This is a genomic window from Neobacillus sp. 19 (assembly GCF_049463095.1).
GTDB lineage: Bacteria > Bacillota > Bacilli > Bacillales > Cytobacillaceae > Neobacillus.
This window is the reverse complement of sequence record NZ_JBMPZU010000022.1, coordinates 46,154-71,469: the sequence shown is the minus strand read 5'-3', so window position 1 is coordinate 71,469 and position 25,316 is coordinate 46,154. Positions and strand designations below refer to the sequence as shown.

Annotated in this window: 28 protein-coding genes; 12 read left to right on the top strand and 16 right to left on the bottom strand. The window is 38.2% G+C overall.

Features of this window, described 5'->3' with window-relative positions; translation table 11 throughout:
* Positions 1-30 precede the first annotated feature (30 nt).
* The 3 genes from mntR to ACO1D1_RS05645 form a co-directional block, all read right to left on the bottom strand.
* Positions 31-453, bottom strand: a complete 423-nt coding sequence (gene mntR / locus ACO1D1_RS05655) for a transcriptional regulator MntR (protein WP_149870730.1) — start codon at positions 451-453, stop codon at positions 31-33.
* 89 nt (positions 454-542) lie between these two features.
* A complete protein-coding gene (locus ACO1D1_RS05650) occupies positions 543-2,711 on the bottom strand; it encodes a DNA topoisomerase III (protein WP_423335233.1) in 2,169 nt (722 codons plus the stop codon).
* Between the two features lie 130 nt (positions 2,712-2,841).
* Complete coding sequence (locus ACO1D1_RS05645; protein ID WP_423335232.1) at positions 2,842-3,123, bottom strand: hypothetical protein; 282 nt, start codon at positions 3,121-3,123, stop codon at positions 2,842-2,844.
* A gap of 282 nt (positions 3,124-3,405) precedes the next feature.
* On the opposite strand from ACO1D1_RS05645, the gene cspD reads away from it, so the two are divergent.
* On the top strand, positions 3,406-3,606 hold the full coding sequence (cspD, locus tag ACO1D1_RS05640; RefSeq protein ID WP_007084796.1) for a cold-shock protein CspD: 201 nt from the start codon (positions 3,406-3,408) through the stop codon (positions 3,604-3,606).
* Between the two features lie 64 nt (positions 3,607-3,670).
* On the opposite strand, the gene ACO1D1_RS05635 is transcribed toward cspD, so the two are convergent.
* Both ACO1D1_RS05635 and ACO1D1_RS05630 read right to left on the bottom strand, forming a co-directional pair.
* Positions 3,671-3,856: a zinc-finger domain-containing protein gene (locus ACO1D1_RS05635; RefSeq protein WP_149870733.1), complete on the bottom strand. Its 186-nt coding sequence runs from the start codon at positions 3,854-3,856 to the stop codon at positions 3,671-3,673.
* Positions 3,857-3,876: 20 nt separating this feature from the next.
* Complete coding sequence (locus ACO1D1_RS05630; protein WP_149870734.1) at positions 3,877-4,533, bottom strand: reverse transcriptase-like protein; 657 nt, start codon at positions 4,531-4,533, stop codon at positions 3,877-3,879.
* A 171-nt stretch (positions 4,534-4,704) separates the two neighbouring features.
* On the opposite strand from ACO1D1_RS05630, the gene ACO1D1_RS05625 reads away from it, so the two are divergent.
* On the top strand, positions 4,705-5,097 hold the full coding sequence (locus ACO1D1_RS05625) for an RNase H family protein (protein WP_423335231.1): 393 nt from the start codon (positions 4,705-4,707) through the stop codon (positions 5,095-5,097).
* Positions 5,098-5,164: 67 nt separating this feature from the next.
* Here ACO1D1_RS05625 and ACO1D1_RS05620 read toward each other — a convergent pair whose 3' ends face one another.
* Both ACO1D1_RS05620 and ACO1D1_RS05615 read right to left on the bottom strand, forming a co-directional pair.
* Positions 5,165-5,434, bottom strand: coding sequence for a DUF6123 family protein (locus tag ACO1D1_RS05620; protein WP_149872737.1), 270 nt, complete (start codon positions 5,432-5,434; stop codon positions 5,165-5,167).
* Positions 5,435-5,481: 47 nt separating this feature from the next.
* On the bottom strand, positions 5,482-5,973 hold the full coding sequence (locus ACO1D1_RS05615; RefSeq protein WP_149870736.1) for a divergent PAP2 family protein: 492 nt from the start codon (positions 5,971-5,973) through the stop codon (positions 5,482-5,484).
* Positions 5,974-6,059: 86 nt separating this feature from the next.
* On the opposite strand from ACO1D1_RS05615, the gene sspL reads away from it, so the two are divergent.
* Positions 6,060-6,197: a small, acid-soluble spore protein L gene (gene sspL, locus ACO1D1_RS05610; RefSeq protein WP_149870737.1), complete on the top strand. Its 138-nt coding sequence runs from the start codon at positions 6,060-6,062 to the stop codon at positions 6,195-6,197.
* Between the two features lie 53 nt (positions 6,198-6,250).
* On the opposite strand, the gene ACO1D1_RS05605 is transcribed toward sspL, so the two are convergent.
* The 5 genes from ACO1D1_RS05605 to ACO1D1_RS05585 all read right to left on the bottom strand — a co-directional run bounded on the left by ACO1D1_RS05605 (position 6,251) and on the right by ACO1D1_RS05585 (position 13,713).
* Positions 6,251-7,144 carry a 5'-3' exonuclease gene (locus ACO1D1_RS05605; protein WP_423335230.1) on the bottom strand — a complete coding sequence of 298 codons (894 nt, stop codon included), beginning with the start codon at positions 7,142-7,144 and terminating at the stop codon, positions 6,251-6,253.
* Positions 7,145-7,208: 64 nt separating this feature from the next.
* Positions 7,209-8,030 carry a sulfurtransferase gene (locus ACO1D1_RS05600; RefSeq protein WP_423335229.1) on the bottom strand — a complete coding sequence of 274 codons (822 nt, stop codon included), beginning with the start codon at positions 8,028-8,030 and terminating at the stop codon, positions 7,209-7,211.
* A 14-nt stretch (positions 8,031-8,044) separates the two neighbouring features.
* Positions 8,045-11,716 carry a dynamin family protein gene (locus tag ACO1D1_RS05595; RefSeq protein ID WP_423335228.1) on the bottom strand — a complete coding sequence of 1,224 codons (3,672 nt, stop codon included), beginning with the start codon at positions 11,714-11,716 and terminating at the stop codon, positions 8,045-8,047.
* 339 nt (positions 11,717-12,055) lie between these two features.
* Positions 12,056-12,625, bottom strand: coding sequence for an isoprenylcysteine carboxyl methyltransferase family protein (locus tag ACO1D1_RS05590; RefSeq protein ID WP_423335227.1), 570 nt, complete (start codon positions 12,623-12,625; stop codon positions 12,056-12,058).
* Positions 12,625-13,713, bottom strand: a complete 1,089-nt coding sequence (locus ACO1D1_RS05585) for a type III polyketide synthase (RefSeq protein WP_149870742.1) — start codon at positions 13,711-13,713, stop codon at positions 12,625-12,627. Before ACO1D1_RS05585 ends, ACO1D1_RS05590 begins: the two co-directional genes overlap by 1 nt.
* A gap of 668 nt (positions 13,714-14,381) precedes the next feature.
* Here ACO1D1_RS05585 and ACO1D1_RS05580 point away from each other — a divergent pair.
* Genes ACO1D1_RS05580 through ACO1D1_RS05570 form a run of 3 tightly spaced genes read left to right on the top strand, consistent with a single transcriptional unit; the run spans position 14,382 to position 16,696 of the window.
* Positions 14,382-14,531, top strand: a complete 150-nt coding sequence (locus tag ACO1D1_RS05580) for a cytochrome c oxidase subunit 2A (protein WP_149870743.1) — start codon at positions 14,382-14,384, stop codon at positions 14,529-14,531.
* A gap of 21 nt (positions 14,532-14,552) precedes the next feature.
* Positions 14,553-15,029, top strand: a complete 477-nt coding sequence (locus tag ACO1D1_RS05575) for a cytochrome c oxidase subunit II (protein WP_149870744.1) — start codon at positions 14,553-14,555, stop codon at positions 15,027-15,029.
* Entirely contained in the window at positions 15,029-16,696 is a 1,668-nt protein-coding gene (locus ACO1D1_RS05570; RefSeq protein WP_149870745.1) for a b(o/a)3-type cytochrome-c oxidase subunit 1, read from the top strand. The genes ACO1D1_RS05575 and ACO1D1_RS05570 overlap by 1 nt, the downstream gene beginning before the upstream one ends.
* 51 nt (positions 16,697-16,747) lie before the next feature.
* Here ACO1D1_RS05570 and ACO1D1_RS05565 read toward each other — a convergent pair whose 3' ends face one another.
* The 3 genes from ACO1D1_RS05565 to ACO1D1_RS05555 form a co-directional block, all read right to left on the bottom strand.
* On the bottom strand, positions 16,748-17,659 hold the full coding sequence (locus ACO1D1_RS05565; RefSeq protein WP_423335226.1) for a DMT family transporter: 912 nt from the start codon (positions 17,657-17,659) through the stop codon (positions 16,748-16,750).
* Positions 17,656-19,158 carry a carboxypeptidase M32 gene (locus ACO1D1_RS05560; protein WP_423335225.1) on the bottom strand — a complete coding sequence of 501 codons (1,503 nt, stop codon included), beginning with the start codon at positions 19,156-19,158 and terminating at the stop codon, positions 17,656-17,658. Before ACO1D1_RS05560 ends, ACO1D1_RS05565 begins: the two co-directional genes overlap by 4 nt.
* A gap of 216 nt (positions 19,159-19,374) precedes the next feature.
* Complete coding sequence (locus ACO1D1_RS05555; protein WP_423335224.1) at positions 19,375-19,608, bottom strand: DUF2249 domain-containing protein; 234 nt, start codon at positions 19,606-19,608, stop codon at positions 19,375-19,377.
* Between the two features lie 127 nt (positions 19,609-19,735).
* Here ACO1D1_RS05555 and ACO1D1_RS05550 point away from each other — a divergent pair, with 127 nt between their 5' ends.
* Entirely contained in the window at positions 19,736-19,888 is a 153-nt protein-coding gene (locus ACO1D1_RS05550; RefSeq protein ID WP_190284669.1) for a hypothetical protein, read from the top strand.
* 17 nt (positions 19,889-19,905) lie between these two features.
* Here the strand turns inward: ACO1D1_RS05550 and ACO1D1_RS05545 are convergent, their stop codons facing one another.
* Positions 19,906-22,269, bottom strand: a complete 2,364-nt coding sequence (locus ACO1D1_RS05545) for a nitric-oxide reductase large subunit (protein WP_423335223.1) — start codon at positions 22,267-22,269, stop codon at positions 19,906-19,908.
* 243 nt (positions 22,270-22,512) lie between these two features.
* On the opposite strand from ACO1D1_RS05545, the gene ACO1D1_RS05540 reads away from it, so the two are divergent.
* The 5 genes from ACO1D1_RS05540 to ACO1D1_RS05520 are packed head-to-tail and all read left to right on the top strand — an operon-like array spanning position 22,513 to position 25,293.
* Complete coding sequence (locus ACO1D1_RS05540) at positions 22,513-23,205, top strand: Crp/Fnr family transcriptional regulator (protein ID WP_423335237.1); 693 nt, start codon at positions 22,513-22,515, stop codon at positions 23,203-23,205.
* A gap of 45 nt (positions 23,206-23,250) precedes the next feature.
* On the top strand, positions 23,251-23,484 hold the full coding sequence (locus ACO1D1_RS05535) for a DUF2249 domain-containing protein (RefSeq protein ID WP_149870749.1): 234 nt from the start codon (positions 23,251-23,253) through the stop codon (positions 23,482-23,484).
* Between the two features lie 27 nt (positions 23,485-23,511).
* Positions 23,512-23,718: a DUF2249 domain-containing protein gene (locus ACO1D1_RS05530; RefSeq protein WP_149870750.1), complete on the top strand. Its 207-nt coding sequence runs from the start codon at positions 23,512-23,514 to the stop codon at positions 23,716-23,718.
* A gap of 14 nt (positions 23,719-23,732) precedes the next feature.
* Positions 23,733-24,977 carry a hypothetical protein gene (locus ACO1D1_RS05525; protein WP_423335222.1) on the top strand — a complete coding sequence of 415 codons (1,245 nt, stop codon included), beginning with the start codon at positions 23,733-23,735 and terminating at the stop codon, positions 24,975-24,977.
* A 13-nt stretch (positions 24,978-24,990) separates the two neighbouring features.
* On the top strand, positions 24,991-25,293 hold the full coding sequence (locus tag ACO1D1_RS05520; RefSeq protein ID WP_149870752.1) for a metal-sulfur cluster assembly factor: 303 nt from the start codon (positions 24,991-24,993) through the stop codon (positions 25,291-25,293).
* Positions 25,294-25,316 lie beyond the last annotated feature (23 nt).

Below are 25,316 nucleotides of genomic sequence, written 5' to 3'. Positions count from 1 at the left end.
CATTTTATTTTGCTAGGTGCTTTCTTTTTATCACTCTTGTTCATTTTGCTTTTGAATATCTCTCAATTGATCCACTCTGCCCTCGTCTTCTTCAAAAAACTGAACAAGGTCACCAATTCGATCAATAGAATCCCAGCTTAAATGATGTTCGATGCCTTCAACATCGGTATAAATATTTTCTTCTTTAACACCAATAATGTTAAGGAATTGTTCAAGTAAATCATGCCTAAAGACAAGCCGTTTACCAACTTTATTCCCTTTTGTCGTTAACCTTAGCCCTCGGTATTTCTCATAAACCAAATATTCATCTTTATCAAGTTTTTGCACCATTTTCGTTACTGAGGAGGGATGGACAGACAGCGCTTCGGCAATATCTGAAACCCGAGCGTATCCTTTTTCTTCAATCAAAATATAGATTTGTTCAATATAATCTTCCATACTAGGTGTTGGCATCCCATAACCTCCAAAAAAATTACTCCATTAAAAGTTTACTATAGAAAAAATGGAGTGACAAGGCTCTTTATCACTTAATGCAGGAAACGTTATTTAGTTGATGTTTCCGCAAATGCAAATTTAACCTTTTTTTCTTGTTCATCAAGGATCAGCCGTGCGTTAAAGGTATTATCCCTATTAGTGAATCCTTCAATCAAGTCAGTCTTTCCTTCAGAAAGAAGCAGCTTAATATGTTTTTGAGTAATATTTTTCCCGAGGATTTTTTTAGAAATGGTAAAATTGCATTGATTCTTTTTATAATTACTGCAGCCGTAAAAACTACCCTTATCAATAATAGTTCCATCACATTTTTTACAAGGCCCAAGTTTTGTGACGGTATTTCTCCTTGTTCTTTGTTTTCCGGGGGTGAAGCTCTCAATTATTTCCTCAGAAAATGTCCAGCTGGCAGATTGATCCATACTAGAGGAAATTAAATGGACGACCATCTTTTTTGTTTGCTCCATAAAATGTATGGGCACCGCGGAACCCTCAGAAATTTCCTTTAGTTTTTGTTCCCATTTTGCAGTCATTTCTGGTGAAGCAAGGATTTCCTGACCTATTGCTCCAATTAATATTTTTGCTTTTGCCGTTGCATAAACCAAATTCTTTTTCACTTCAATGTATAATCGATCCTTGAGCATCGTAATGATTCCGGCACGAGTAGCTTCCGTCCCAAGACCTTCAGTTCTTGTCAATACTTTTTCAAGTTCTTTATCATCAATATGCTTACCAGCTGTCTTCATTAATGTAATTAACTGACCTTCGGTGTAACGTTTTGGCGGCTGTGTCTGGCTTTCTTTTACCTCTGCCTTTACCGTTTTCCCCTGCTCTCCCTTTTTCAGGTCAGGAAGTTCCGGCTCATCCTCACGTTCCTTTTGTTTAAGGACCTTTCTCCATCCTTGTTCAAGTTGTACCTTGCCCTTCGAAACAAATGCCGCGCGTCCATCAACTAATGTAGTAACGGTAGTATATTCAGCTACAGCATTATAGTAATGAGCGGCGATTAAACTGGTTACAATTAAATCATAGAGTTGCCGTTCGTCAGGGCTAAGCCTATCCACATGTGGGATTTGTTCAGTAGGGATAATCGCATAGTGGTCCGTTACCTTCTTTTCATTGACATATCGTTTATTATCCGCAATTGAGGCTATGGGTAATGGGAAAAAGCTTGCATATGCTTTTATATGACTCAATTTATTAAGAATTTCAGGAAAGGTATTGGCCTCTTCTTTTGTTACGTACCGCGAATCAGAGCGGGGGTAGGATACATGCCCTTTTTGATAGAGCTTTTGCAGGACATCTAGCGTTTTTTTCGGTGGAAATTTAAAGCGTTTATTTGCCTCTGCCTGCAATGCAGATAAATTATAGAGTAACGGTGGTGAAAATTCTTTTCTCTCAGCTATTACATCTGCTACTTCAGCGGACTTTTCACGGCAAAAGGCAGCAACTTTTTCAGCCATTTCCTTTGTCTTAACGCGGGTTTCCCCTTCATTTTGCCACTTCCCGCTATATTTTTTACCATTGATGTCAAAATGGCCAACTACCTCCCAAAAGGGCTCGGATTTAAAGTTCTCAATTTCCAGTTCCCTTTTTACAATGAGGGCTAACGTTGGCGTCTGTACCCGGCCAACTGAAAATACATCTGAAAAACCTCTCTTCTGGAGCAGCAGGCTATAAAGCCTGGATCCATTCATTCCAACAACCCAATCCGCACAAGCTCGGGTATAGGCTTCAAAGTATAAACTTTTCGTCTCACTTTCATCTAACAACTTAGAAAAACCTTCGCGAATAGCGTTAGGGGTTAACGATGATATCCAAAGTCGTTTCATCGGTTTTTTACAATTGGTTAACCTTAAGATATTGCGGATGATTAGTTCACCTTCACGCCCGGCATCTCCTGCGTGGATTATTTCTGTAACAGCTGGGTTAGCAACCAGTTTTCTTATAACTGTAAATTGTTTTGCTTTATCTTTTGTTACTTCATACTTGAAATGTTCAGGTATGATTGGCAAGTTGTCCAATGACCATTTTTTCCAGCCCGGTTCATACTTTTCCGGTGCCACGAGCTGACAAAGATGGCCAATCGCCCACGTGACATACGCCCCTTTTGTAAACGTTTCATTAGGAAAAATCTCAATAAAGCCATTTTGTTTTTTATGTTTAAAAATTGAAGCTAATGTTGAGCCTTGGTCGGGTTTTTCAGCAATAATTAATTTCATTTATTTATGCTCCTTTGTACAGCATCCCGGATTCATTTTCCCACTTCAAGAGAGTTTCGTAAAGAGATAAAAAATGAAATAGGGGTGCCAAATTATTATGGCCCCCTTGGAAAACAATCTATTTATTTAACTATTTTAATCCTTTGATGCTTTCTCCCTGGATATACCAATTTTCTTCAGGAACGATATTGGATACCGTTAATATTAAAGATGGAATTCTTTCTACATCGAAGACAATGGCACCTATTTTTTTCGCAAACATAATAAAGGCACTACCATGAGAAAAATTGGCTAAATCATCGCCAATATGCAGCAGTGACATCAAAATCGCCTGCTTTTCATCTGCCTCAATAGAAACTTGTGGTGAGAATCTTAAAATCCAATCCTCTCCCTCGACTGAAAATCGGAACATGCGGGACCCCACCTCTAACATGTTAAAGTTATTAATTTAACATATGAGATAGAGCCATTATTATGTTAAGTTACAAGTTAAATTCAGACTTTTTTATTTATTTGTTGAAACCTGAATATTTTAGGCAAAAAACAGTCTGCACTTCCTTGACTGTCCATTTTCATTATTGTATATTAAAAGCATCATGTAACCGAATAACAAAAATTGTTCATTTGCTGCATGAAAATATTTAACTTTGGCACCAACAGATGGTGTCTTGAAAGGCTTAGGAGGAAGAAGTACATGCAAAACGGTAAAGTAAAATGGTTTAACAACGAAAAAGGCTTTGGGTTTATCGAAGTTGAAGGCGGCGACGATGTATTCGTACATTTCAGCGCAATCCAAGGCGAAGGCTTCAAATCTTTAGAAGAAGGCCAAGAAGTTTCTTTCGAAATCGTTGAAGGAAACCGTGGACCACAAGCTGCAAACGTTGTAAAACTATAATCTTTAAATAATAATGACCGATCAAAGGCTGACGATTTTCGTCAGCCTTTTTATTTCAATTAAATCACTTAAGTTTGCTTCCAACCTCTTGCAGCTTAATACCTATCGTACATTGCGAAATACAGAAACGATGTGCCAATCTCCGCCCGCCGTCTTTTTTTAAATGCTGATGTAAAAAACAGCCGTCACAATATTGTTTCATCAACTCTTCTGCTTGGCTAAAAAGTTCTTTTCTGACTGAATGCTTCATTACTACTGAGCACCCTCTTTTTATAGTATTAATGTTTTGGCGAAGATTTCTTTTCCTTCTAAAGCTTGAGTAGCCAATTTATCTGACTCCTTATTATCTTTTCTAGGAATGACTGTATATTTTGCCACAATTCCGAGTGCTTTCATTTTTTCTTCAATCCGGTCAAGCCATCGGTTTAGCGTTTCTTCATAACACGGCCATTCTCCTTCAAGCTGCTTTAAAACTCCCTGTGAATCACCTCTAAATTCACAGGAAAGATGTTGGACTCCCAAATCTTCTAAAATATTTAATGCATAATAAAAAGCCGCGTATTCTGCTTCGTTGTTGGATTCCATTTCATTAAAGCGAGCGTTTGCCCGGATGCGGTATTTCTTTTTTCCTTGTTTAAAAAAGATCACAGCCCCAAGCCCTGCCTGATTTGTTTCCTTATGAAATCCACCATCAAAATAAATGGTAATATCATGGGGATCATCCTCGATTTCCGTTAACAGCTTTTTCATTTCTTTTAGTATCCAAGATGTCCCCTTTTCATCATAAAAATACAATTCTGTTACCTTTCCGGTTCCTTCGAGCTCTTCGCCCATTTGCAGGGCTACTTCCCCTGCTGCCCATTCAGATGAACATTGGACTTTTTCATTTGTTTTTAGTTTGTAGTTCCACTCGAGCCTATATTTCATTGTTTTCAGCCTCTCAAGATTGAATTTCATGGTCTTACCAACTAGCTTATTCATTTTGCCAATAAATATATATATTTTTATTCAAAACCACAGAGAGCTTAAAATATTTTCCCGTATTACTGTATTAAAATATGTTAAACTTTCATTATGATCATACAGGAGGAATCTGACTTGATTGAAGTATATATTGATGGAGCAAGTGCCGGTAACCCCGGTCAAAGCGGGGCTGGGATTTTTATTAAGGCACATGGCACAACGGAAAAATATTCACTGCCGCTAGGCATTATGTCAAATCATGAAGCTGAATTTCATGCTTTTATTCAAGCTTTAAACATCTGCTTAACTAAAGGATTCGTCCATTCAGTGGTATCGTTTCGTACGGATTCAGAATTAGTAAGTAGATCAGTCGAAAAAGAGTTTGTCAAAAATAAATTGTATGCTCCCTTACTTGAAGAAGCATTACAGTTAACGAAAAAAATCGATTTATTCTTTATGAAATGGATTCCAAGTTCCGAAAACAAAGTGGCAGATGAATTAGCACGAAAGGCCATCCAAAAAAATTAGTTCCGTTACAAAAGAAAGAAAACGTCTTGAGGTAAGTAAAAAACTCCCGTTCATGGGAGTTTTTCGCTTAAATTGCGAGTAATTCTTGTTTCTTTACAAAATGTATAGCGGCTTTCCTTGTGTTAATCTGATTTGAAATAAATGTTTCCAGCAATGACATATAAAAACTGCCGTCAAAGCTCTTTTGAGCCTTTAACGTTAACTCTATTGCTGTATTGGTCATTTCATCTGAAGCATTTGTATAATGTTTCCCGAAGAAAATAAAGCCAACGGCATCTTCTTGAAAATGAAAGCCTTTTCCCGTCAAGTAGCACAAATACTCTTCAACTGTTTGCACAGACAACCCATTCCTCTCCCCACGGTATTCGAAATATGAATATCCCCTTAAAATCTTACCCTAAAAGTTTGGGCTTTTCTATTCTTTTTTGTACATAAATGACCAATAGCCCCGACCGCTATACCCAACAGGGCACCACCAAGCACTTCTTCAGGCTGGTGTCCTAACATTTCTTTTAACTTCTTTGGAGATTCCTGTTTTACTTCAACACTTTCTTCTTTATGAATTTTTTCGATTAATTCATTCATGGAGTTTACCTTTAATGTAAGTTCGCCTGTCTGCCTCCTGACACCTTGTGCATCATACATAACAATTAATCCATACACAAGAGAAAGCGCAAAATCGAAGGTTGGCAGCCCTCTTTGCAGAGCAATATAGGTGGTTAATGTGGAAACTCCAGCAGAATGTGAGCTAGGCATGCCGCCCGTACCGAAAAATAACTCAGGCCGCCATTCCTTCTTTTTCACATAATGAATTGGTATTTTCACAGCTTGGGCAAGTCCAATGCTAAAAAGTGCCAAATAAACACCCTTATTCATTTTTTATCACCTCTCATATTATTGTTAGAGAACATGAGTTGGATTATTCCATATGGAAATACTACTTTTAATGGGAGGTGATCTTGATGGGAAAAGGCGCTAGCAGAAACCGCGGTGTAAAGGCACCTGGAGTGAATCCACAAGGATATGGACAAGATGCAGAATTTGCCGAGGAACCAAAGAGTAAGCTTGAAAATGCTGCAAAGAAAAAGAACACAAAATAACATATTTTTACCAAAAAAGGTTGTCCCTGACTCGAGACAACCTTTTGCTGCTTTTAAGAAATAATCGCTTCGTCAAACGACAACAGCCGTTGTACTCCACGCAGTTCAATTTCCATTAATTTATTTAAAGCTTTCTCTTTTTCAATTCGCAGTCCTGCCTCTTCAAAGACACAGTTAACAGGAACATCGCATTTTATTTCCGCAAGAATCCTTGAAAGATGGAGCATGTCTAAGTCCTGCTCAATTTTTGTTTTATTGGATTTCGACAATCGATCTAGGTTCTCTATAATACCCTCAATATGTTCAAATTCTTGTAAAAGCTTCAATGCCGTCTTTTCACCGATTCCCCTCACACCCGGATAATTATCACTTGTATCACCCATTAGAGCTTTTAAATCAATCATCTGTCTAGGAGTAATCCCTTTTTCTTCAAAAAAGGTTTCCGGCGTGTGAACAAGGTAATTCCCGTACCCTTTTTTCATCAAAATAACGGAGATGCTTTCGTCAAGGAGCTGGAGGATATCCTGATCACCAGTTAATATCGACACATGTGCATCATGCTTCATTTGATTGGCAATCGTTCCGATACAATCATCCGCTTCAAAACCTTCTAATCCGATATTGGGAATATCGAAGGATGCAACAACTTCCTTGACTAAATCAAATTGCGGGATAAGCTCGACAGGGGCTTCTCCCCGATTTCCCTTATAATCCGGAAATAATTCAGTGCGGAAGGTTTTACTGCCCATATCCCAGCAAACAACAAGGTGTGATGGTTTGAATGAGTTTACTGCTGTAAATAAATGTTTAATGAATCCGTGAATTCCATTTGTTGGAATTCCTTTAGAATTTATCATAAATTGACCTGTTACTGCTGTAGCATAAAAGGCGCGGAATAACAGGGCCATTCCATCAACAAGCATAAGTGAAGGTTTTTGATTTTCCATTCTCTCAGTCCCTCCTATAAAAAAACAATACGAGAACCATTATAACATAAGAAGGACTGATATATTATAGGATATTATTTTCCTCATAAGAGATCCAGTCGCTAAAACTGCCAACATAAAGCTTAACCTTTTTAAAACCAGCTTCCTTTAAAGTGAGGAAATTAGGGACAGCCGTGATCCCCGACCCACAATAAACGATAATTTGACTCTCAGGGTCAAGGTCATGAAACCGTTGTTTTTGTTCCTCAACTGGTAAATATTTATTGTTTTGTAAACCGTTCATCCATGGCTTATTGAGTGCTCCTGGGATGCGGCCGGCTTTTTTATCAATTGGTTCCTCTATACCAAGAAAACGCTTTTCTTCGCGGGAGTCGATAAGAATTTTGTCCCGTTTTTTAACGGCTTCCCTCACCTCTTCTACATCCGCCATTAGTTCAGATCTAAAATTGACATGAAAAACCGCTTTTTCAAAGTTTGGAATATCCTTCGTTATTGGATTATCGCCAACAATCCAGCCACTATATCCGCCATCAAGAACATACGCCTGTTCATGGCCAAGATATTGCAGTAACCACCAAAACCGGGCAGCATATTGCCCTTCTCCGCTATCATAGGCTATGACTGTTGTATCGTCACCAATACCAGCAGCCTCAAGCTTCTTAACGAACTCAGCTGTATCTGGCAATGGATGCCGTCCGCCATGCTCTCCAACCGGCGCTGACAGATCCTGTTCTACATCAAAGAATACAGCACCAGGCACATGACCGATTAAATAGTCCTTTTTCCCTTTTTCGGGTTCTGCCAATGAATAACGGCAATCAATAATTCTAATATTATTTTCATTTAAATGATTCAAAACCCAATCCTGTTCTTTCACAAATTTCATTTGCCAGTGCCCCCTTAATTAGTTGATTCTTTCTTCAGACCTTTTTGGATGTCGATTAAAAGTTCGATGGACACTCCACCTTCCAAGGCAGAAAGAAAGCCTAGATAGAATTCATCCGCTTGCTCATTTAGTTTCTTCACTACTCGATTGAATTCTTTTGTCAATTCAGCTTCATAATGGGCAATTAACCGCCTTGATTCATTTTGCAAATAGTTATCCGCAAGTCCGTTTAAAATCTTATATAGTTCATCACTCATGTATTTCTTTTCATTTTTTTCAAAAAAAGATTTTGGATTATTAAAATAGGTCATTGCTTTCGCAAATATCTGCTGGTCGGCATCGATAAAGGCAGTTGGAAACTCAATTCTTGAGCTTTTGTCTTTTTCAAATGCAGAAAAGGAAAGGTCTTCGTTTATTTCTTGCAGATTCCGAATGAATCCTGTTTGATAATCGATTAATAGCTTTCCAATAAAACGGTCGATTCTGACTGTTGTTGCTCTCATTTCTTGTGCAAAATCAAAGCCCAGGCTTTCGAGAAACTCATCAAGAGCACCATGCAGTGCCTTTTTTAAATTTCGGCCATCGTCGCGAAGTGTTGACGGGTTAAAGGCCTCTTTAAAGAAATCGCCAAAACGCAGGAAAACCCTTTGTTTAATATAGAATACTAATTCTTCTGCTTCCATTTGCAAACGGCTTTGCAAAGCCTCGGCAGTTTGTTTCTCCGTTAATGCCATGATTTCTGCCTTTTGCTTTTCAATCTCGGTTCTTTTTTGTTCTTTTACTGATTGATCTTCATTGGAGCTTTGGATAAGCCTGCTCACAAGTTCGTTGACACGGCTCAATTCGTTTTCAGCTGCAGAAATGCTCATTTCTGTTAGGTCATTTGAAATGAAGTGATAAAAATTCTCTTCAAACCTGCTCATACCGGAAGCTGCTTCCATTTTGCGATTTAATTTTTCGTTTATTGCGAGCAAACTTGATAATGGATATAGATGTGGATTCCTAATTCCATATTTCAATAGCTGCTCTGTAACATACTGAGAAACGGTTTCCTGTTCGTCATTATTTTCCGCAAGATCTATCGCATTAATAATGAAAAACATTTTATCCATTTGGAATGAATCTTTTACCCGTCCTAACTGAATTAAGAATTCACGGTCCGCTTTTGAAAAAGCATGGTTGTAATACGTCACAAAGAGAATGGCATCAGAGTTTTTAATATACTCAAAGGCCACACCTGTATGACGGGCATTAATGGAATCGGCTCCCGGGGTATCAACGAGTGTAATTCCTTTTTGTGTTAGCTCGCAATCATAGTATAGTTCTATCCATTCGACATAACAGGATTTTTCTTCCATCGCGACAAAATCATGAAATTCGTTTAAATCGGTTTTCTTAATCGTTCCGAGTAATTCGATAAATGCTGTATATCCTTTTTTAAACGCATGCAAAAAGGCAAGGTGTGTTTTTTCTAGTACTCCATCCAGACCTTTTTCAAGTAAAATTTGGTCAATTAATTTTGCTGCTGTATTGAAATCACCGGCCCGTAGATCAAAAATTTTCAAGGCTCGGTTGACATCGTCAAGCATGGTTTCATGGTCCTTGAACTTCACTAGAACGGTTCCATGCGGATATTCAGCCGAAACCGGCTTTATCTTATTGATGGCAGCGGTCGTAGGATTAGGAGAAACGGGTAATACCTTTTCGCCCATTAGGGCATTCGCAAACGAGGATTTTCCGGCACTGAAAGCGCCAAATAATGCGACCGTAAATCCCTTGTTTTCCAATCTCTCTGCTTTCTCCTTTAATTCCTTTGCCAGCTTTTGAAAACCAGGCAGAGGGCTGATCAGCTTTGATGCATGATAAAGCCGCTCAGTCGTATTCTTCAATTGATCTACACTTTGATTGCTGTCAAGTATTCCAGTTTCTTTAATAGCTGGTACTTCCACTTTTCTTTCTTCCATGGTGAACCCTTGTTTTAGAGTACTGTTTTCACTCGCAGAATTTACAACCTCATATTCTTCCTCATCTTGGACAAACAGCTTATATGCATCATTTTGGAAATCATTAGACTGAGTAAGAAGTTCATCAATTGTTTTTTCTCGTAAAGAACCTTTTTGTTCATGCTTTGTTAACTCTTCGAATGCATTTACATATTTTTCGATTTTACTAAATTGTTTTTCATATTGTTCCTTTACCTTGGCTGATTGATTTTTAACCGCATCTAGAAAGCTGGTTTTAAAATCGGCCAGTTGATTTCTTGCAATTCTCTTAATCCCACCCGCAACATCTTCTGTATAGTGGAGGACATATTCTCCCGTTACACGTGCCCCTGACTTTACGGTATTTTTCACGAGATCAATGGGGACAGGGATGGAATAAGCTTGTGCTAAGCCAGTGAGCTCGCTTTGATGAAGATCTGCATTCTTTAAGGTTTGAAGCAGAAATTCTCTCACATGCCACTCAAGCTGTGATTTTGTTTTTTCAAGGAGATCTTGATAAAAACTCTCTAACCTTTTATTTTTTTCTTCCAAAGTTTTTTGCTTTGCAAACAGGATACCTACTTTAAATTCCGGTTGACAGGATTCTAAATAACTTTCTGCTAACTCCCTCGTTTGAAACGGCATAAGATAAGCCGTTTTCATAATTTGAGCTATTTCCTCATCAAATTCTTTTTCCTTGTCACTCGAACCTACTTTTATCGTCTTCAAAGTAGACGTAAGATCTTCATAGGAAGATAGTAAATCTTGTTTTTCATCCTCTGATAATTCATTTAGTATTTCAATAATCGGTGCAAGTTCTTCTTCTTCCTGTCTATTTACTTCATTAATATGATCTTGGACAATTTTTCTTAACGAATGATATATGGATGGAACGAGCAATTCATCCTTTGCCGCCAATTTTTCTGCAATAAATGCTTGAAGTTGCCGGAATTCATTAAAAGGGTGATTGGTTTGCTTTAAAGACGTATAAAAAATCCGTGGAGGTTTTACTCCCCATGAAGCAAACGAATCAATCACACTCTTTTGGAAATCTAAGAAACTTAATTCCTCATCATTGTGCTTATCAATTTGGTTAATCACCAAATAAACTTCTTTCCCTGCCTCTGTTAATTCTTTAGTAAATAGAAAGTTAAGTTCTGCCTGGACGTGATTGTAGTCCATTACGTAAAAAATTAAATCAGCCAGATGGATCGCGGATTCCGTTGCGATTCGGTGGGCATCATCGGCAGAATCAATTCCCGGCGTATCCATGATCACGCTATTCGAAGGCAGTCGGGAGTCACTGTGGCTAATCTCCAATTCCTCAATACTGTCCCCATCTTTACAATAATTTTTTACTAATTCATAATCATATGGAGCTAAATAAAGCCTTGGCTTTTCATTTTTAAAAAATACTTTTGCATAATCCTCACCGGATTTAACCTTGACTAAATTTGCACTTGTGGGAATCGGACTAGATGGCAGTAGATTTTCCCCTACCACTTGATTTATCATCGTTGATTTTCCGGCGGAAAAATGACCGCAAAATGCTATCAGGAATTCGCGAGTCTCCAGCTTTTTCGCAAGCTGCTTTACCTTTTCTGCCTGTTTTGAATCATTGGATTTTACTAAATACTCATGTATTGAAACAATTTTTTGTTTTAAAGTCTGGATTGTTTCTATCTGCTTGGTTGTTTGTACCATTTTTGATTATTCCCCTTAATAACGTTGTAATATTTTTTATTTTATACGATAATTCAAACTTTTCCTATCTTGACACTGATTTTAATAAAAACAATTTTCAACACAAAAAGGCCAAGGTTTAATACCTTGGCCAAATACATAAACAATTCCTTATTGAGTGACATTTTTTAAAACGTGCTTCATGACAAATGCATAAATAATAATGGTGCCGCCGACAAAAGCAATGGCCATATGTAACACCTTCCTTATCAGACTCGTATATGAGAATGATTTTCATTATTGAACTTATTTTATCACGAGTGATATTCATTTTCAATAGTCCCATTAATACTGTCACATTTATTTAATAATTTTGGGGAGAAAGCGATGGCAGTCCTGAAAAGCAGCATTATACTCTGTTAATGTACTAAGCGCCTTCTCTTCCTCAGGGATTCGGATCATTAACATGATGATATTTAAAAGTGTGAATAAAAAGGCTGTATAAAAGGCATTAAACAAGACGGGAACCAACACCAGTTCAATCGCTACCACAAAATAATTCGGATGCTTTAAAAATCGGTACGGCCCTTTTCTTATAATTTTTGCTCCTGCTAAGACTAGAATTTTTGTGTTCCAATACTTTCCTAGAGAAACGATTGCCCAGATTCTCATGGTCTGAGCAAGACAAAATAAACAAATAACAATTGGCCATACTGGGAATAGACCTCGATTCAACACTACCTTTTCCGTAATGAATACGAGAAAAAATAGTACATGCAGCGTGACCATATACTTATAATGCTTTTCACCAAACTCCACTGCTCCCTGACGCTTCATCCATTTTTCATTGCCTTTGGCAATAATTAATTCCACGATACGCTGCATGATGACAACACTTAGCAGAATGATAAATGGACCAATATCCCTCATTATTTCCACCTCAACAAGAGTAATTCGGAGCTAAATCCTGGCCCTAGTGCCGTCCCCAGACCAATTGTATTATTCGGAATATCCATCTCCATATATCGTCTTAACACATAAAGAATTGTTGCTGATGACATATTTCCAAATTGTTTTAAAACCTCTAATGATATCTCATTCATTGAAGAAGGAATATCCAATGATCTCACATATGCATCCAAGACCTTCTTTCCACCAGGGTGAGCAATGAAACAATCGATTTGTTCAAGTTTCAGTTTGTAATCCGCTAAAAAACCCATAACATTTGGCTTAAGCCACCCCTCGACAATATGAGGGATATCACGGGAAAAGATCACGAATAATCCTGTGTTCCTTAATTCCCAGCCCATCACATCCAAGGAATCAGGCATAAGTGTTGATTGGGTAGCAATGATTTCAGGACTTGTATTTTTTTTGCTTAACGTCTCTATTCTTACCTCATCACCAATAACCAATGCACAGGCAATCCCATCGGCAAAAAGCGAGGTTCCAATTAAATTACTTTTTGACAGGTCATTCTTCTGAAACGTTAAACTGCACAGTTCAATGGAAAGGACGATCACTTTTGCCTGTGGAAATGCTAAGCAATATTCATGCGCCCTCGATAAGCCGGCCGCCCCGCCGGCACAGCCAAGTCCCCATATCGGCACCCGTTTTGTATGCGGGTTAAATGCTAATTGATTCATGATTCTTGCTTCAATACTGGGGGTTGAAATACCTGTTGATGAAATGAAAAATATAGCGTCAATCTCTTCTAATGGAATATTCTTCTTCAGGAAGTCAGGATTGTTTAAACACTTCACTATTGCTTCTGTTCCATACGTCACCGCGGCCTCAATGTAGGCCTTATTCCTCTCTTCAAATGAATGATCTTCTTTAAACCATTCTATATTTTTGACAAAATGCCTTTTTTCAATTTGTCCATTCTGAAAGGCTTTCAACAGTCTATCAATATCTTTAAATGAGCCAGCAAAAAGTTCTTTTGCAAACTCCGATGCTTGTCCCTGGGTAATGGCAAATGGGGGAATAACCTCCGAAACGGAAATAACAGCTGGCATAATCAATCTCCTTTGATCTAGATAAGGGTATTTTTTCCAATCATTAAAGAATTATTCCAGCATTTAACCTGTTGAAGCGCAAAAAAAAAGCCTCCCTATAATGGGAAGCAAACGTTTTGAAGGTTGTTGTTGTGCTCCTAAATTATATCGCGGATTAACATTTTCATCATTACATAAACATTTCCAATTTTTCATTGTTTTTCAGATTGTTTTTGAACTTCAATCTTAATTTTATTACTTGCCAATAATCCACAAACTTTGCAATATTCCACTTTATTATATAAAAGACGACATTGTTCACAGTAGTATTTTTCCAATTCAGATCACTCGCTTCCTATGAAATCAAGACGTTTAGTTTTATCATATTTTTAAATAATTGCAGTGTGACTTCTTTCTCAAACCAAATCATTTTTTTGTTTGTGAAACAATAATCAATTACTTTTATCACAGGAATGGTGTGATAGTTCACATTTTATTCACATTTCCACCCACGCGATTGTGATATAAATCACTGTTATACCAAGTTTTTAACATTAACATAGTAGATATCTAAGGAATGAACAATTTGTGAACTCCGAAATTTCATCTTTTACTTTCACAAATGTTTTGTATTATGAAAGAGAACTTATTTAATTATTAACCTAATTTTCTGAGGGGAGTGCAAAGGGATGGCGAAAGCGGGACTAAAAACAAATCAAAAAACTGAAGTAGAAGACAGCTCTTCGCTTAAGGGGACAATGGCATCCGTTTTCTTATTAGGAGCATTTATAATTGTCACCTGGGTTAGTGTTTACTATCTATTCGTAGACCGTTTTTAATGATTGAAGGGGGAAAACATTATGCACATGCATAAACTTGAAAAGATTTGGCTGACTTTTGGTATTAGCTGTCTAGTCATTTTTTTAACAGTAGTAGGTGTCAGCGCTTTCTATCTTGGCAACAAACCGCCAAGCTGTTTAACAACTATTGATCCTGAGCAAGTTGATCAAACAAAACCATTTGATAAGCCAGGCCTTCATAAGGTTGATGGAAAAGAATGGGACTATGAATTGGTTTATGTCGCATCTGCCTTCTCTTACAATCCGGCGAAGGTGGAGGTGCCGCTTGGTGCAAAAGTAAAAGTTATTGCGACAACAAAAGATGTTATTCACGGTTTCGAAGTGGCTGGGACTAATATTAATATGATGCTGGAACCTGGTTATGTCAGCGAATATACAACAACTTTTGACAAGACAGGCGAATATTTAATTGTTTGTAATGAATATTGTGGTGCCGGGCACCATTTAATGAGTTCGATGATTGAGGTGGTAAAATAATGGTTAACGGTGCAGCAGCAAAAGTAAAAGTTGACCCTCGTGATGCAAAGCTTTCAATGGCACACTTCTTTGTTGCCTTTTCCGCTCTTGCTCTTGGCGGATTAATGGGATTATTGCAAACCCTTGTCCGTTCCGGTAAATGGGAACTGCCATGGGGCATTGATTATTACCAAATCTTAACGGTCCATGGTGTCCTAATGGGTCTTGTATTAACAACTTTCTTTATTATGGGATTTCAATATGCTGCCGTAAGCAGAACAACCGGCGGACATTCGAACGCTGCAAGACGCGCTGGCTGGATTGGCTTTTGGGTCATGTTAATCGGTACCTTAATGGCAGCTACAATGGTTCTGCTTAAGGAAGCATCTGTTCTATATACTTTCTATGCGCCACTTAAAGCACATTGGATTTTTTACTTAGGATTAACTTTTGTCGTGATCGGCAGCTGGGTTGATGGTGCAGCTCAAATTATGACTTATGCAAGATGGCGTAAGAACAACCCTGGCCAGCCTAGCCCACTACTAAGCTTTATGGCAGTAATCAATACTGTGATGTGGATTGTTGCGACGCTAGGTGTTGCGGCAACCGTCTTATTCCAATTACTTCCTTGGTCACTTGGATTAGTGGATACTGTTGATGTGCTAGTCAGCCGTACATTGTTCTGGTATTTTGGTCACCCTTTAGTTTATTTCTGGCTGTTACCTGCGTATATGTGCTGGTATGCAATTATTCCAAAAATTATTGGCGGAAAAATTTTCTCAGATTCGTTAGCACGGTTGTCCTTTATTTTATTCTTGCTATTCTCTATACCGGTAGGTTTTCACCATCAATTAACTGAGCCTGGAATTGATCCTGCTTGGAAGTTTTTCCAAGTTATCCTTACTTTTATGGTTGTTATTCCTTCACTAATGACTGCCTTCTCTCTATTCGCTACATTTGAGAGATATGGCCGCAGTAGGGGTGCGACTGGTTTGTTCGGATGGTTTAAAGTACTGCCTTGGGGTGATGCCCGCTTTACTGTTCCATTTATCGGTATGGCTTCCTTTATCCCTGCCGGCGCGGGCGGGATTATCAATGCTTCAAACCAAATGGACCAGGTCGTGCATAACACCATTTGGGTAACTGGCCACTTCCATTTAACAGCAGCAACATCTGTAGTCTTAACGTTCTTTGGAATTTCTTATTGGTTAGTACCGCATTTAACTGGACGAAAGTTAACAAAAGCAATGAATAAGTTAGGAATCATCCAAGCATGGGTTTGGTTTATCGGTATGGCTTTCATGTCTGGTGCGATGCATATCCAAGGATTACTTGGCGGTCCAAGACGTTCTGCCTTCTCTACTTACGGCGGTGCTAAACAAGCGATGGATTGGATTCCCTATCAAATCGCTCAGGCAGTTGGCGGAACCATTCTTTTCTTAGGAATAATTTTAGTCATCATCATCTTTGTGAACCTTGCTTTCTTTGCTCCTAAGGGGGAAGAAGAATTTCCAGTTGCAGAAGCAGAAAATCTTTCAGAAAAAGCTCCAATGGTATTTGAAAACTGGAAATTATGGCTTGGAATCACAGCAGCTTTAATTTTATTTGCTTACACGATTCCATTCATCGATATCATTCAAAATGCACCACCCGGATCAAAAGGATTCCAGACATGGAGTAAGTGGTAAAAAGAAAAGCGCAAGCGCGCTGGAGCTAGACACTAAAAAGGCTTCAATCTTCTAGATTGAAGCCTTTTCTGTGTAATTGTTACCCTGCCGTTTCTTGGGTCGATTAACGATAATTACCGATAAAAGTATGATTAATGAGCCTGTTGCCTGTATCACGCCAAAACCTTCCTCATACAAAAATACACTCAAAATCGTAGCAATAATTGGTTCAACGGTTGCTATGATAGCGGCTTTACTACCCTCCACTTTTTCAAGCCCTTTTGTATACAATAAATAAGCAATTACCGTAGGAATTAATCCCAGTCCTATACCATATAGGAGAATCTCACTACTTACGAGGAGGTTCCATTTTTCCCAAAGCTGTGTCACTGGCAGCAATGCTAACGATGCAATGATAAAGGTAAACAATGTGACCGTATAAGTTGGATATTTTTTCAAAGCGAACTTACCAAAAATCGTGTATAAGGCGTAACCGAAGCCTGCCCCGAGACCCGTTAGAATCCCAATTGGCCTGATATCTGCCGCAGAATTTAGATTTACCCCTGCCACTAATACACAGCCTGCAATCGTCGCAAAAACCAATCCTATTTTGGTTGAATTCATTTTTTCTTTTAAAAACAAATAGGATAATACGGTTACAAATGCTGGTGCTGTATATAATAAAATCACCGCAAGCGACAAATTCAATTGATTGATTGCAGAAAAATAACACCAATTAAATAAGACAATGCTGAAGATCCCTGTTCCAATAAATAGGCCGGTATCCGAAAATTTGATTTTCATTTGTGCAGGGTATTTGATTACTCCAATTATGATTAGCAACATTGCCGCTGTGACAACCCTGATAGTAACAATTTCCATCGAAGTAAAGCCTGCCTCAGTAAGGCCCCTTACAAATATAGCAATAATTCCCCATAATGATGCACTGATCGCAATGAATAATACAGGAATGGCCTTTTTCACTTTAACTGATAAACCTTTCCATATTTTTCAAAAAGATATTCAATTAAGTATTTTGGATTAAGACCTTCTCCAGTGACGTCCTGTAAGATTTCTAACGGCTGCTTCATTTTGCCATACTGATGGATATTTTTCGTCAGCCATTCTTTAATTGGGAGCAGGTCTCCTTGTTCTACTAATTGATCGAAATTTGTAAGTTCCTCGAGCATTTTATGCTTAAATTGTGCTGCATACATATACCCTAATGCATAGGATGGGAAATAACCAAAGCTGCCGCCGGCCCAGTGGACATCCTGAAGGACACCCTCCCCGTCATGATTAGGACAAATGCCTAGATACTCCTCATATTTGTCATTCCAAATCTTCGGCAGGTCCTTTACCTCGATTTCATCATTGAACAACCCTTTTTCAATTTCATAGCGGATGATGACATGGAGCGGGTAGGTTAATTCGTCTGCTTCAATTCTAATGAATGATGGTTTAGATTCATTTATTGCCCGATAGAATTCTTCGAGTTCAACTCCATCAAACTGACCATCTGCGTATTCCTTTAAAAGACTGTAGTTATTTTTCCAAAATGAAAAACTTCGGCCTAAAATATTCTCATAGAAAAGTGACTGCGATTCATGAATTCCTGTTGAAGTTCCACAGCAAAGTGGTGTACCAATCAGGTCCTTCGAAACATTTTGTTCGTATAAAGCATGACCGCCTTCATGGATGGTACCAAAAACAGCTGTACGGAAGTCGTTTTCGTCATAATTTGTGGTCACACGGACATCCCCGGGGTTTAAACCAATCGCAAAGGGATGAACGGTTTCATCCAGTCTTCCTGCATGAAAGTTGTACCCCATTTTATCGAGGATTTTTAAGCTAAATTCACGCTGATTTCCCTTTGAAAACGATTTAAATAAAAAGTCTGTTTGCGGCTTATGGGAAGACTCTGAAATCTGCTTGACCAACGGGACGATTTTTTCCCTAAGTTCACCAAATACTTGATCCAATACTTCCATTGTCATGCCGGGTTCATACATATCTAATAAAATATCGTACTTTTTTTCCTTGTGACCCCAATAGTTGATGAATCGTTTTGTCGTCGCAACTAGCTTCTCTAGATATGGGCTAAACAAGGAAAAATCTGCTTTTTCTTTCGCTTCCTCCCATACACTCTCTGCCTTTGATTGGAGAATGACAAACTCTTTATATTCTTCCGCAGGAATTTTCTTATTTCGTTCATATTCCTTTTTGCATTCTTGTAAAATTTTGCTGGTTTGTTCCGACAGCGGCCTTTTTGATAAATTAGCTATGTATGCGGCCATCTCCTCAGATGTAGACATTTTAAATACTTCAGCAGAAAGCATTCCGATTACTTCCGACCTTTGTTCTACCGCCTGCTTTGGAGCACCTGTCCTCAGGTCCCAGTAAATTAAACCAAGTGCTTCATTATATGCAGACATCTTTTTTACATATTCTAGAAATTCTTTTTCTATTTGTGTACCACTCATACGAATCCCCCTTTTTTTGTAACAGATAAATTTTATCATATTTTCTGAAAAGTGGATATTTGATAACCGGAAAGAGAATAAAAAAACAACAGAAACGGATTTCTGTTGTAAAATATAATATATAGGGAAAAGAGGATGTTACTAGGAAAATAAATATTCACGTAAAATGATTAGAGAGGGTTAAGGTTCAGTCGTTTTAAAGACACCTAAACCATATTACTTCTTGCTAATAGCGACTTTCCATGTTTCGGGACCTTCTTCAAGGTACTCCCAAGAAAATTGCTCAGATCTTTCCATCATGAATTGATATAACAGCGGTCTTGGATCATGGTCGTTAACAATCATCATTGTTTCACCGGGCACTAATCCATCGAAACCATTAAAGATGGTTGGATGCTTTTCACGTGGTGGAAAATCTGGGACATTGATCACTTTTGTATAGGTTTGCATTATTATCACTCCTTATAGTATGTTAACTTCTCTTCTATTATAAGGAAATGGATGCTTCCATTTAGTGCTGCGTATCACACCTAATACATGATTTTATTTATACTGTTTTATTAGGGGGGCTTGGAGCTTGCAAGAATTAGTAGGTTCATGTAAATGCTGTAACAAAGACCTTTATTGTTTAGATGGTTTCTTTAACGGCGTTCACACAGAAGAAAGCGACACTTATTGTTTCGATTGTTATAAAGAGCTAATGAAAGAAAAAGAAAATCCGCAAAGCTAGACCTTGCGGATTTTTTCTTATTCTTCATCAAGTGATAAATCTTTCACTGGGAGACTTTCCCCTTCTTTATGCGTTGGCTTACGTAAATGGAAGAGAGCTTTTAGACAGAATACCACTAATACCACAACGCCAATAAGGAAAATGGTGTCAGGCACCGCACGCCAAGTTAGTAATGTTTGAACTAGATCCTTTTGCAGAAAGGCTGCTGAACGTGATGTTGCGTATCCATGGTCGAAAGCTTCTTTGATTTGAATAAAGCCGACCGGCAGCAAGGATAAGAAGACCATTCCGGCTAGACCTGCGTTTAACATGATGCAGCTGAATTTAAGCCATTTATCGTTCCAGCTTTCAGGCTTCACAATGTTCCGTAATGAATAAAGAAGTACAGCACAGGCAAACATTCCGTACACACCCATCATCGAACCATGCCCATGTGCAGGTGTTAAGAACTGTCCATGTTCAAAATAGCTGACGGCCGGAAGATTAATTAAGAAGCCGAGCACCCCTGCACCAACCAAGTTCCAAATCGCTACAGAGATAAGGAACCAGAAAGTTCCTTTATAAGGAAAATCTACACCTCCTGCACGCATCATTTTGTATTGTTCGTATGCTTCAAGGATTAGCAGTGTTAATGGAATGACCTCCATTGCTGAGAATACAGCTCCAAGTCCAATCCACGCTTCAGCTGAACCGTTATAGTAATAATGGTGACCGATACCGATTACCCCGCTGCCTAGAAGCAGGATTAATTGGAAATATAGCTGTCTAACAGTAGATTTTTTTGTTACCAAACCCAATTGAACTAAAAGGAAACCAATAACAACAACAGCAAATACCTCAAAAATACCTTCAACCCATAAGTGAATAATCCACCAGCGCCAGTAATCAGCAAAAGTAAAGCTTGTTCCCGGGTTGATAAATAGGGCAAAAACGTAGAATGCAGGTACAGCAATCGCCGAGTAGAATAATAAGTGGATCAACCCACCTTTATCGGTTTCTTTCTTAAGACCTGCCCTAATTCCCCGATAAACGATGAACAGCCAAATGAACATGCCGGCAATCAGGATTATCTGCCATATACGTCCCAGCTCGATATACTCCCAGCCTGTATGGCCGAACAAGAACCAGTTATTCCCTAGGTACCCATTGGCACCAAGCCACTCACCAACCATACTTCCGACAACGAGGACCACCAATGCCCAGAATAAAATATCGACTAGTAATCCTTGTTTCTTTGGCTCATAACCGCCAACAAGCGGAGCAACATAAATACCCATACCAAGCCAAGCTGTTGCAATCCAGAAAATAGCCAGCTGCAAGTGGTAACCTTTTGAAATATTAAATGGCAGAATATCATGAATCCACTTAATTCCAAAGAAACTATCCGGTTCTATGTAATAGTGCGCAAGTAATGCCCCAAACATACACTGGACAAAGAATAAAGCAGAAACGATAACAAAATACTTTCCGCTCTTCACCTGTGAACTTGTCACCGGCATTTTACGTAAATCAATTCGAGGAAAGTTTCCTTCTTTATAAGCTTCCTGCATACTAAATTGATAGCGGTAGAAAACAAAAAGAATAATTCCTAATACCAGGACAAAAATGGTTATGCTGGCGCCGCTCCACCAAACAGCAGAGAAAGATAACTGATTTCCTGCGTCTTCATAGTATGGCCAGTTATTTGTATAGGTGATATTATCTCCTTCGCGAACGGTACTGGAGAGCCATGCCGTCCAGAAAAAGAAATCAGATATCTGGGTAATTTGATCGCCTGTTGCCACATATGCACGATCCGTTTTTGGCATATCCTCCTCTTTAATTAGGTTTGGTTTTAATCCCCAGCCGTCACCCTTCGTAAAAATTTCTTGATAATGTGCCCTTACCTTTTCAAGACCAAAAGCTTGAGCATTTGTTAAAACCATTGTATCTTTTCGGCTGTTATAGCGATTTTTACGCATTTCTTTTATAACTTTGTTTTTTATAACTATTTTTTCATCCTCATTTAAAGAAGCATAATCTTTTCCATATTTATCATTTGCTTTATAAGCCTGCATTCCTTCTGTATAAATTTTAAGGGCTTCTGCCGTATAATCAGGCCCCATGTATGAACCATGTCCTAAAACAGTACCGTAGTCCATTAAACCATACTTTTGGAATACTGCCTGACCGCCCATAATAGATTCCTTTGTAAAAAGGACATCACCACTTTCATTTGTCACTTCTAATGGCCGTGGCGCTTGTTCTTTAAATATCCAATAGCCGCCAACGAGTAAAACGGTGAAGCTAATTAAAATAGTCGCAATTAAAACAGATTTTAACAGACCATTTTTATTCGTCTTCAATACTTTACCGGTAGACGTACGATGTTCTATTTCCATGCCTTTCATCCTCTCTATTTTCATTACAGACTGTATTTTAACTTTGAAAAAAGCATCACAAAGTGAATATCCTCATTTCTTAGCTGTGATAATTGTCACACACTAAATGTTTCTTTCACAAAATTGTCACATTGAGAATTATTTTCAATAAAAATGATCTACCTATGATGGAGGTCACATTAATACGAAAAAATCATTGCTACAATGAGTTTAAATCGAATTAATAATATGAAGGTGATGTTAATGAAGCAGGAGGACATAATCAAACGGTTGTCTGATGTCCCAATCTTCAAGGAATTATCCTTAATGGAGCTTGACCCAATCGTTAAGATTGCTCAAACTCGGTTTTATAAGCATAAGATGTATGTTTTTATGCAGGATGATCATCTTGACCGCGTGTTCTTCATTCATAGCGGGAAAATCAAAATTTATAAAACAGATCATTCGGGCAAAGAGCAATTAATCTCTGTCCTTGAACCGGGAGAAATGTTTCCGCATGCCGGATTTTTTAGAAAAGGGAATTTCCCTGCACATGCCGAGGTGATGGATGATGCACATCTCATTGTCATCCCGATTGACAAATTTGAAGAAATTCTTATTTCCTATCCGGAACTCTGCATTAAGCTTTTTAAAGTGTTGGGGGAAAAAATTGTTGACCTGCAAGGAAGATTGGAAGCACAAGTTCTCCATAACACATATGAACAAATTATTTTACTACTCATTAGACTGTGTAAATCGAACGGGGAGAAGGCTGGAGATCGCTACAAGCTTACAACTCAGTTCACCAATCGAGAATTAGCCAATATGATTGGTACTTCGAGAGAAACCGTCAGCAGAACCATCAATCATGTAAAAAAGAAGGAATTTGTTACACAAGACGAAGATGGGTATTATGTAATCGATCGTGAGGCATTACAACAAGAGTTATTCTATTGATAAAGAAATTTTGCACAAATAAAAATAGAAGGGGTTGTCAAGCAAATGGAAAAAAGAGTAATTGAATTGGACGTGCGCGAGGATCTTAAAAATAAAATTGAACCGTTTCAAAAAATTATGGAGACCATTAAGGAATGTAAGAATAATGATATTTTTATTCTTCATGCTCCATTTAAGCCAGTACCGCTTTTCGCCGTTCTAAAAGCAAAAGGCTTTACCCATGAAGAAGTAGAAATTGAAAAAAAGCACTGGAAAGTTATCTTTACAAAGAAAAGCTAACAGAAATAGGATGGGAAGGTGATTGAAATGATATTAGATAATCGCGGGTTAGAACCGCCGCAGCCAATGATGCGGACATTGGCTGCCCTTGAAACGCTTGGGGAGAATGAAGTTTTAACGATTATTAATGACAGGAGACCGATGTTCCTTTATGAGCAGCTCGAAGAACTGGGCTACAAGCAACGCACAGAACCGCAAACTGACGGAAGTTTTAAAATCGAGATCTTTCGCTAAGAAGGTGTACTATTATGGTTCCTCAAAATATGGGGAGTGAAACAAATATTAAACTGCCTTTCTCATTTATCTTTTTTAGTTTAATCGCCCTAGTACTTTCGCAAATTCTATTGCTAGTAAACGGTCAATTAATGGCTGATGGAAGCTTTAGAATCCCTGCGATCTGGTCTTCAGCTCATTTATTAGTTTTAGGCTGGGCGTTAATGATAGCGATGGGAGCCATGTACCAGCTTGTTCCTGTTGCCTTCCTGACGAAAATATGGAATGAGAAATTTGGCTTTGTTCAATTTTATGTTACGGCAATAGGCATTGCCACTTTTTCAGCTATGCTCTATGTATCACCGCAAAATGCTTTAATTCCAGGGGTCGTTACCTTAATTGGTATCATTATGTTTTTAGTGCAGATGTTTATGACATTAAGATTACAAGCCAAACCAAACATTTTGACTGCTTTCGTGGGATCGGCACTAGTATGTTTATTTATCACTATTTCATTAGGAATTACATTAATTTATTGTTTAAAAACAGGGATTGGTGCTGAATACTATCATTCAATCTTTAAAAGCCATTTATTAATGGGTGTTACTGGCTGGTTTACCCTATTAATTTTCGGATTTTCCTATAAGATGGTGCCTATGTTTTCTTTGTCACACGGGTTTCCAATGGTCCATGCAAGATACGTGTATGGATACTATACTGCTGGTCTCGTTTTATCACTCATTTCCTTCTTTTCTAATAGCAGCAGTCTATTAAAAATAGGTTTCTTCTTACTTTTGGCAGGCTTTTCGATTTTCAGCTGGCATACCACAATCATTATCAATAAAAGATTGAAAAAAAAGCTAGATAAACCCTTTACGTTTTCGCTAATTGCAATTGGACTGGGCAACGCCATCCATTTAGCAGCATTTATATTATTGTGGACCAACAGCTTTACTACACTAATTGGCCCACTGGTATACGCTTATCTATTACTTTGGATTGTCCTTAGTATTATTGGATATTTGTATAAAATCGTTCCGTTTCTTTGGTGGACCTATAAATATAGCAATGAAATCGGGAAGTCAAAAGTGCCGACATTAAAAGAAATGATGAATGAAAAAATCATTATCCCTGTCCTGTCAATCTTTATTGGGGCAGTTATCATTATATTTTGTGCCCTGGCCTTAAAAACAGCCGTACTGTTTAATATAGGACAATTCATCTTATCCATCATGTTTCTTATCATTGCCATTAATATTGTTAGAGTTATAAAAAAATAGTGAGGTGTTTATCATGAATTTAGAAGAAAGAATCCTTGAAGAATTAAAAACTGTGTATGATCCTGAGTTAAATATCAATGTAGTGGACTTAGGCTTAATTTATGGCGTTGGAATTACGGATGAAAATGATGTGAAAATTACGATGACGCTGACAACACCTGGCTGCCCGCTTCATGACAGCATTACAAGGGGTGTCCGCTATTGTGTAGAAGGAATCGAGAAAACAAGAAATGTAGAGGTCAATCTTGTCTGGGAGCCCGCCTGGTCACCTGATAAAATGACAGCGGAAGGAAAAAGTTATTTAGGTATGAGATAAAAAAATGGAAGCTCTCTAAACGA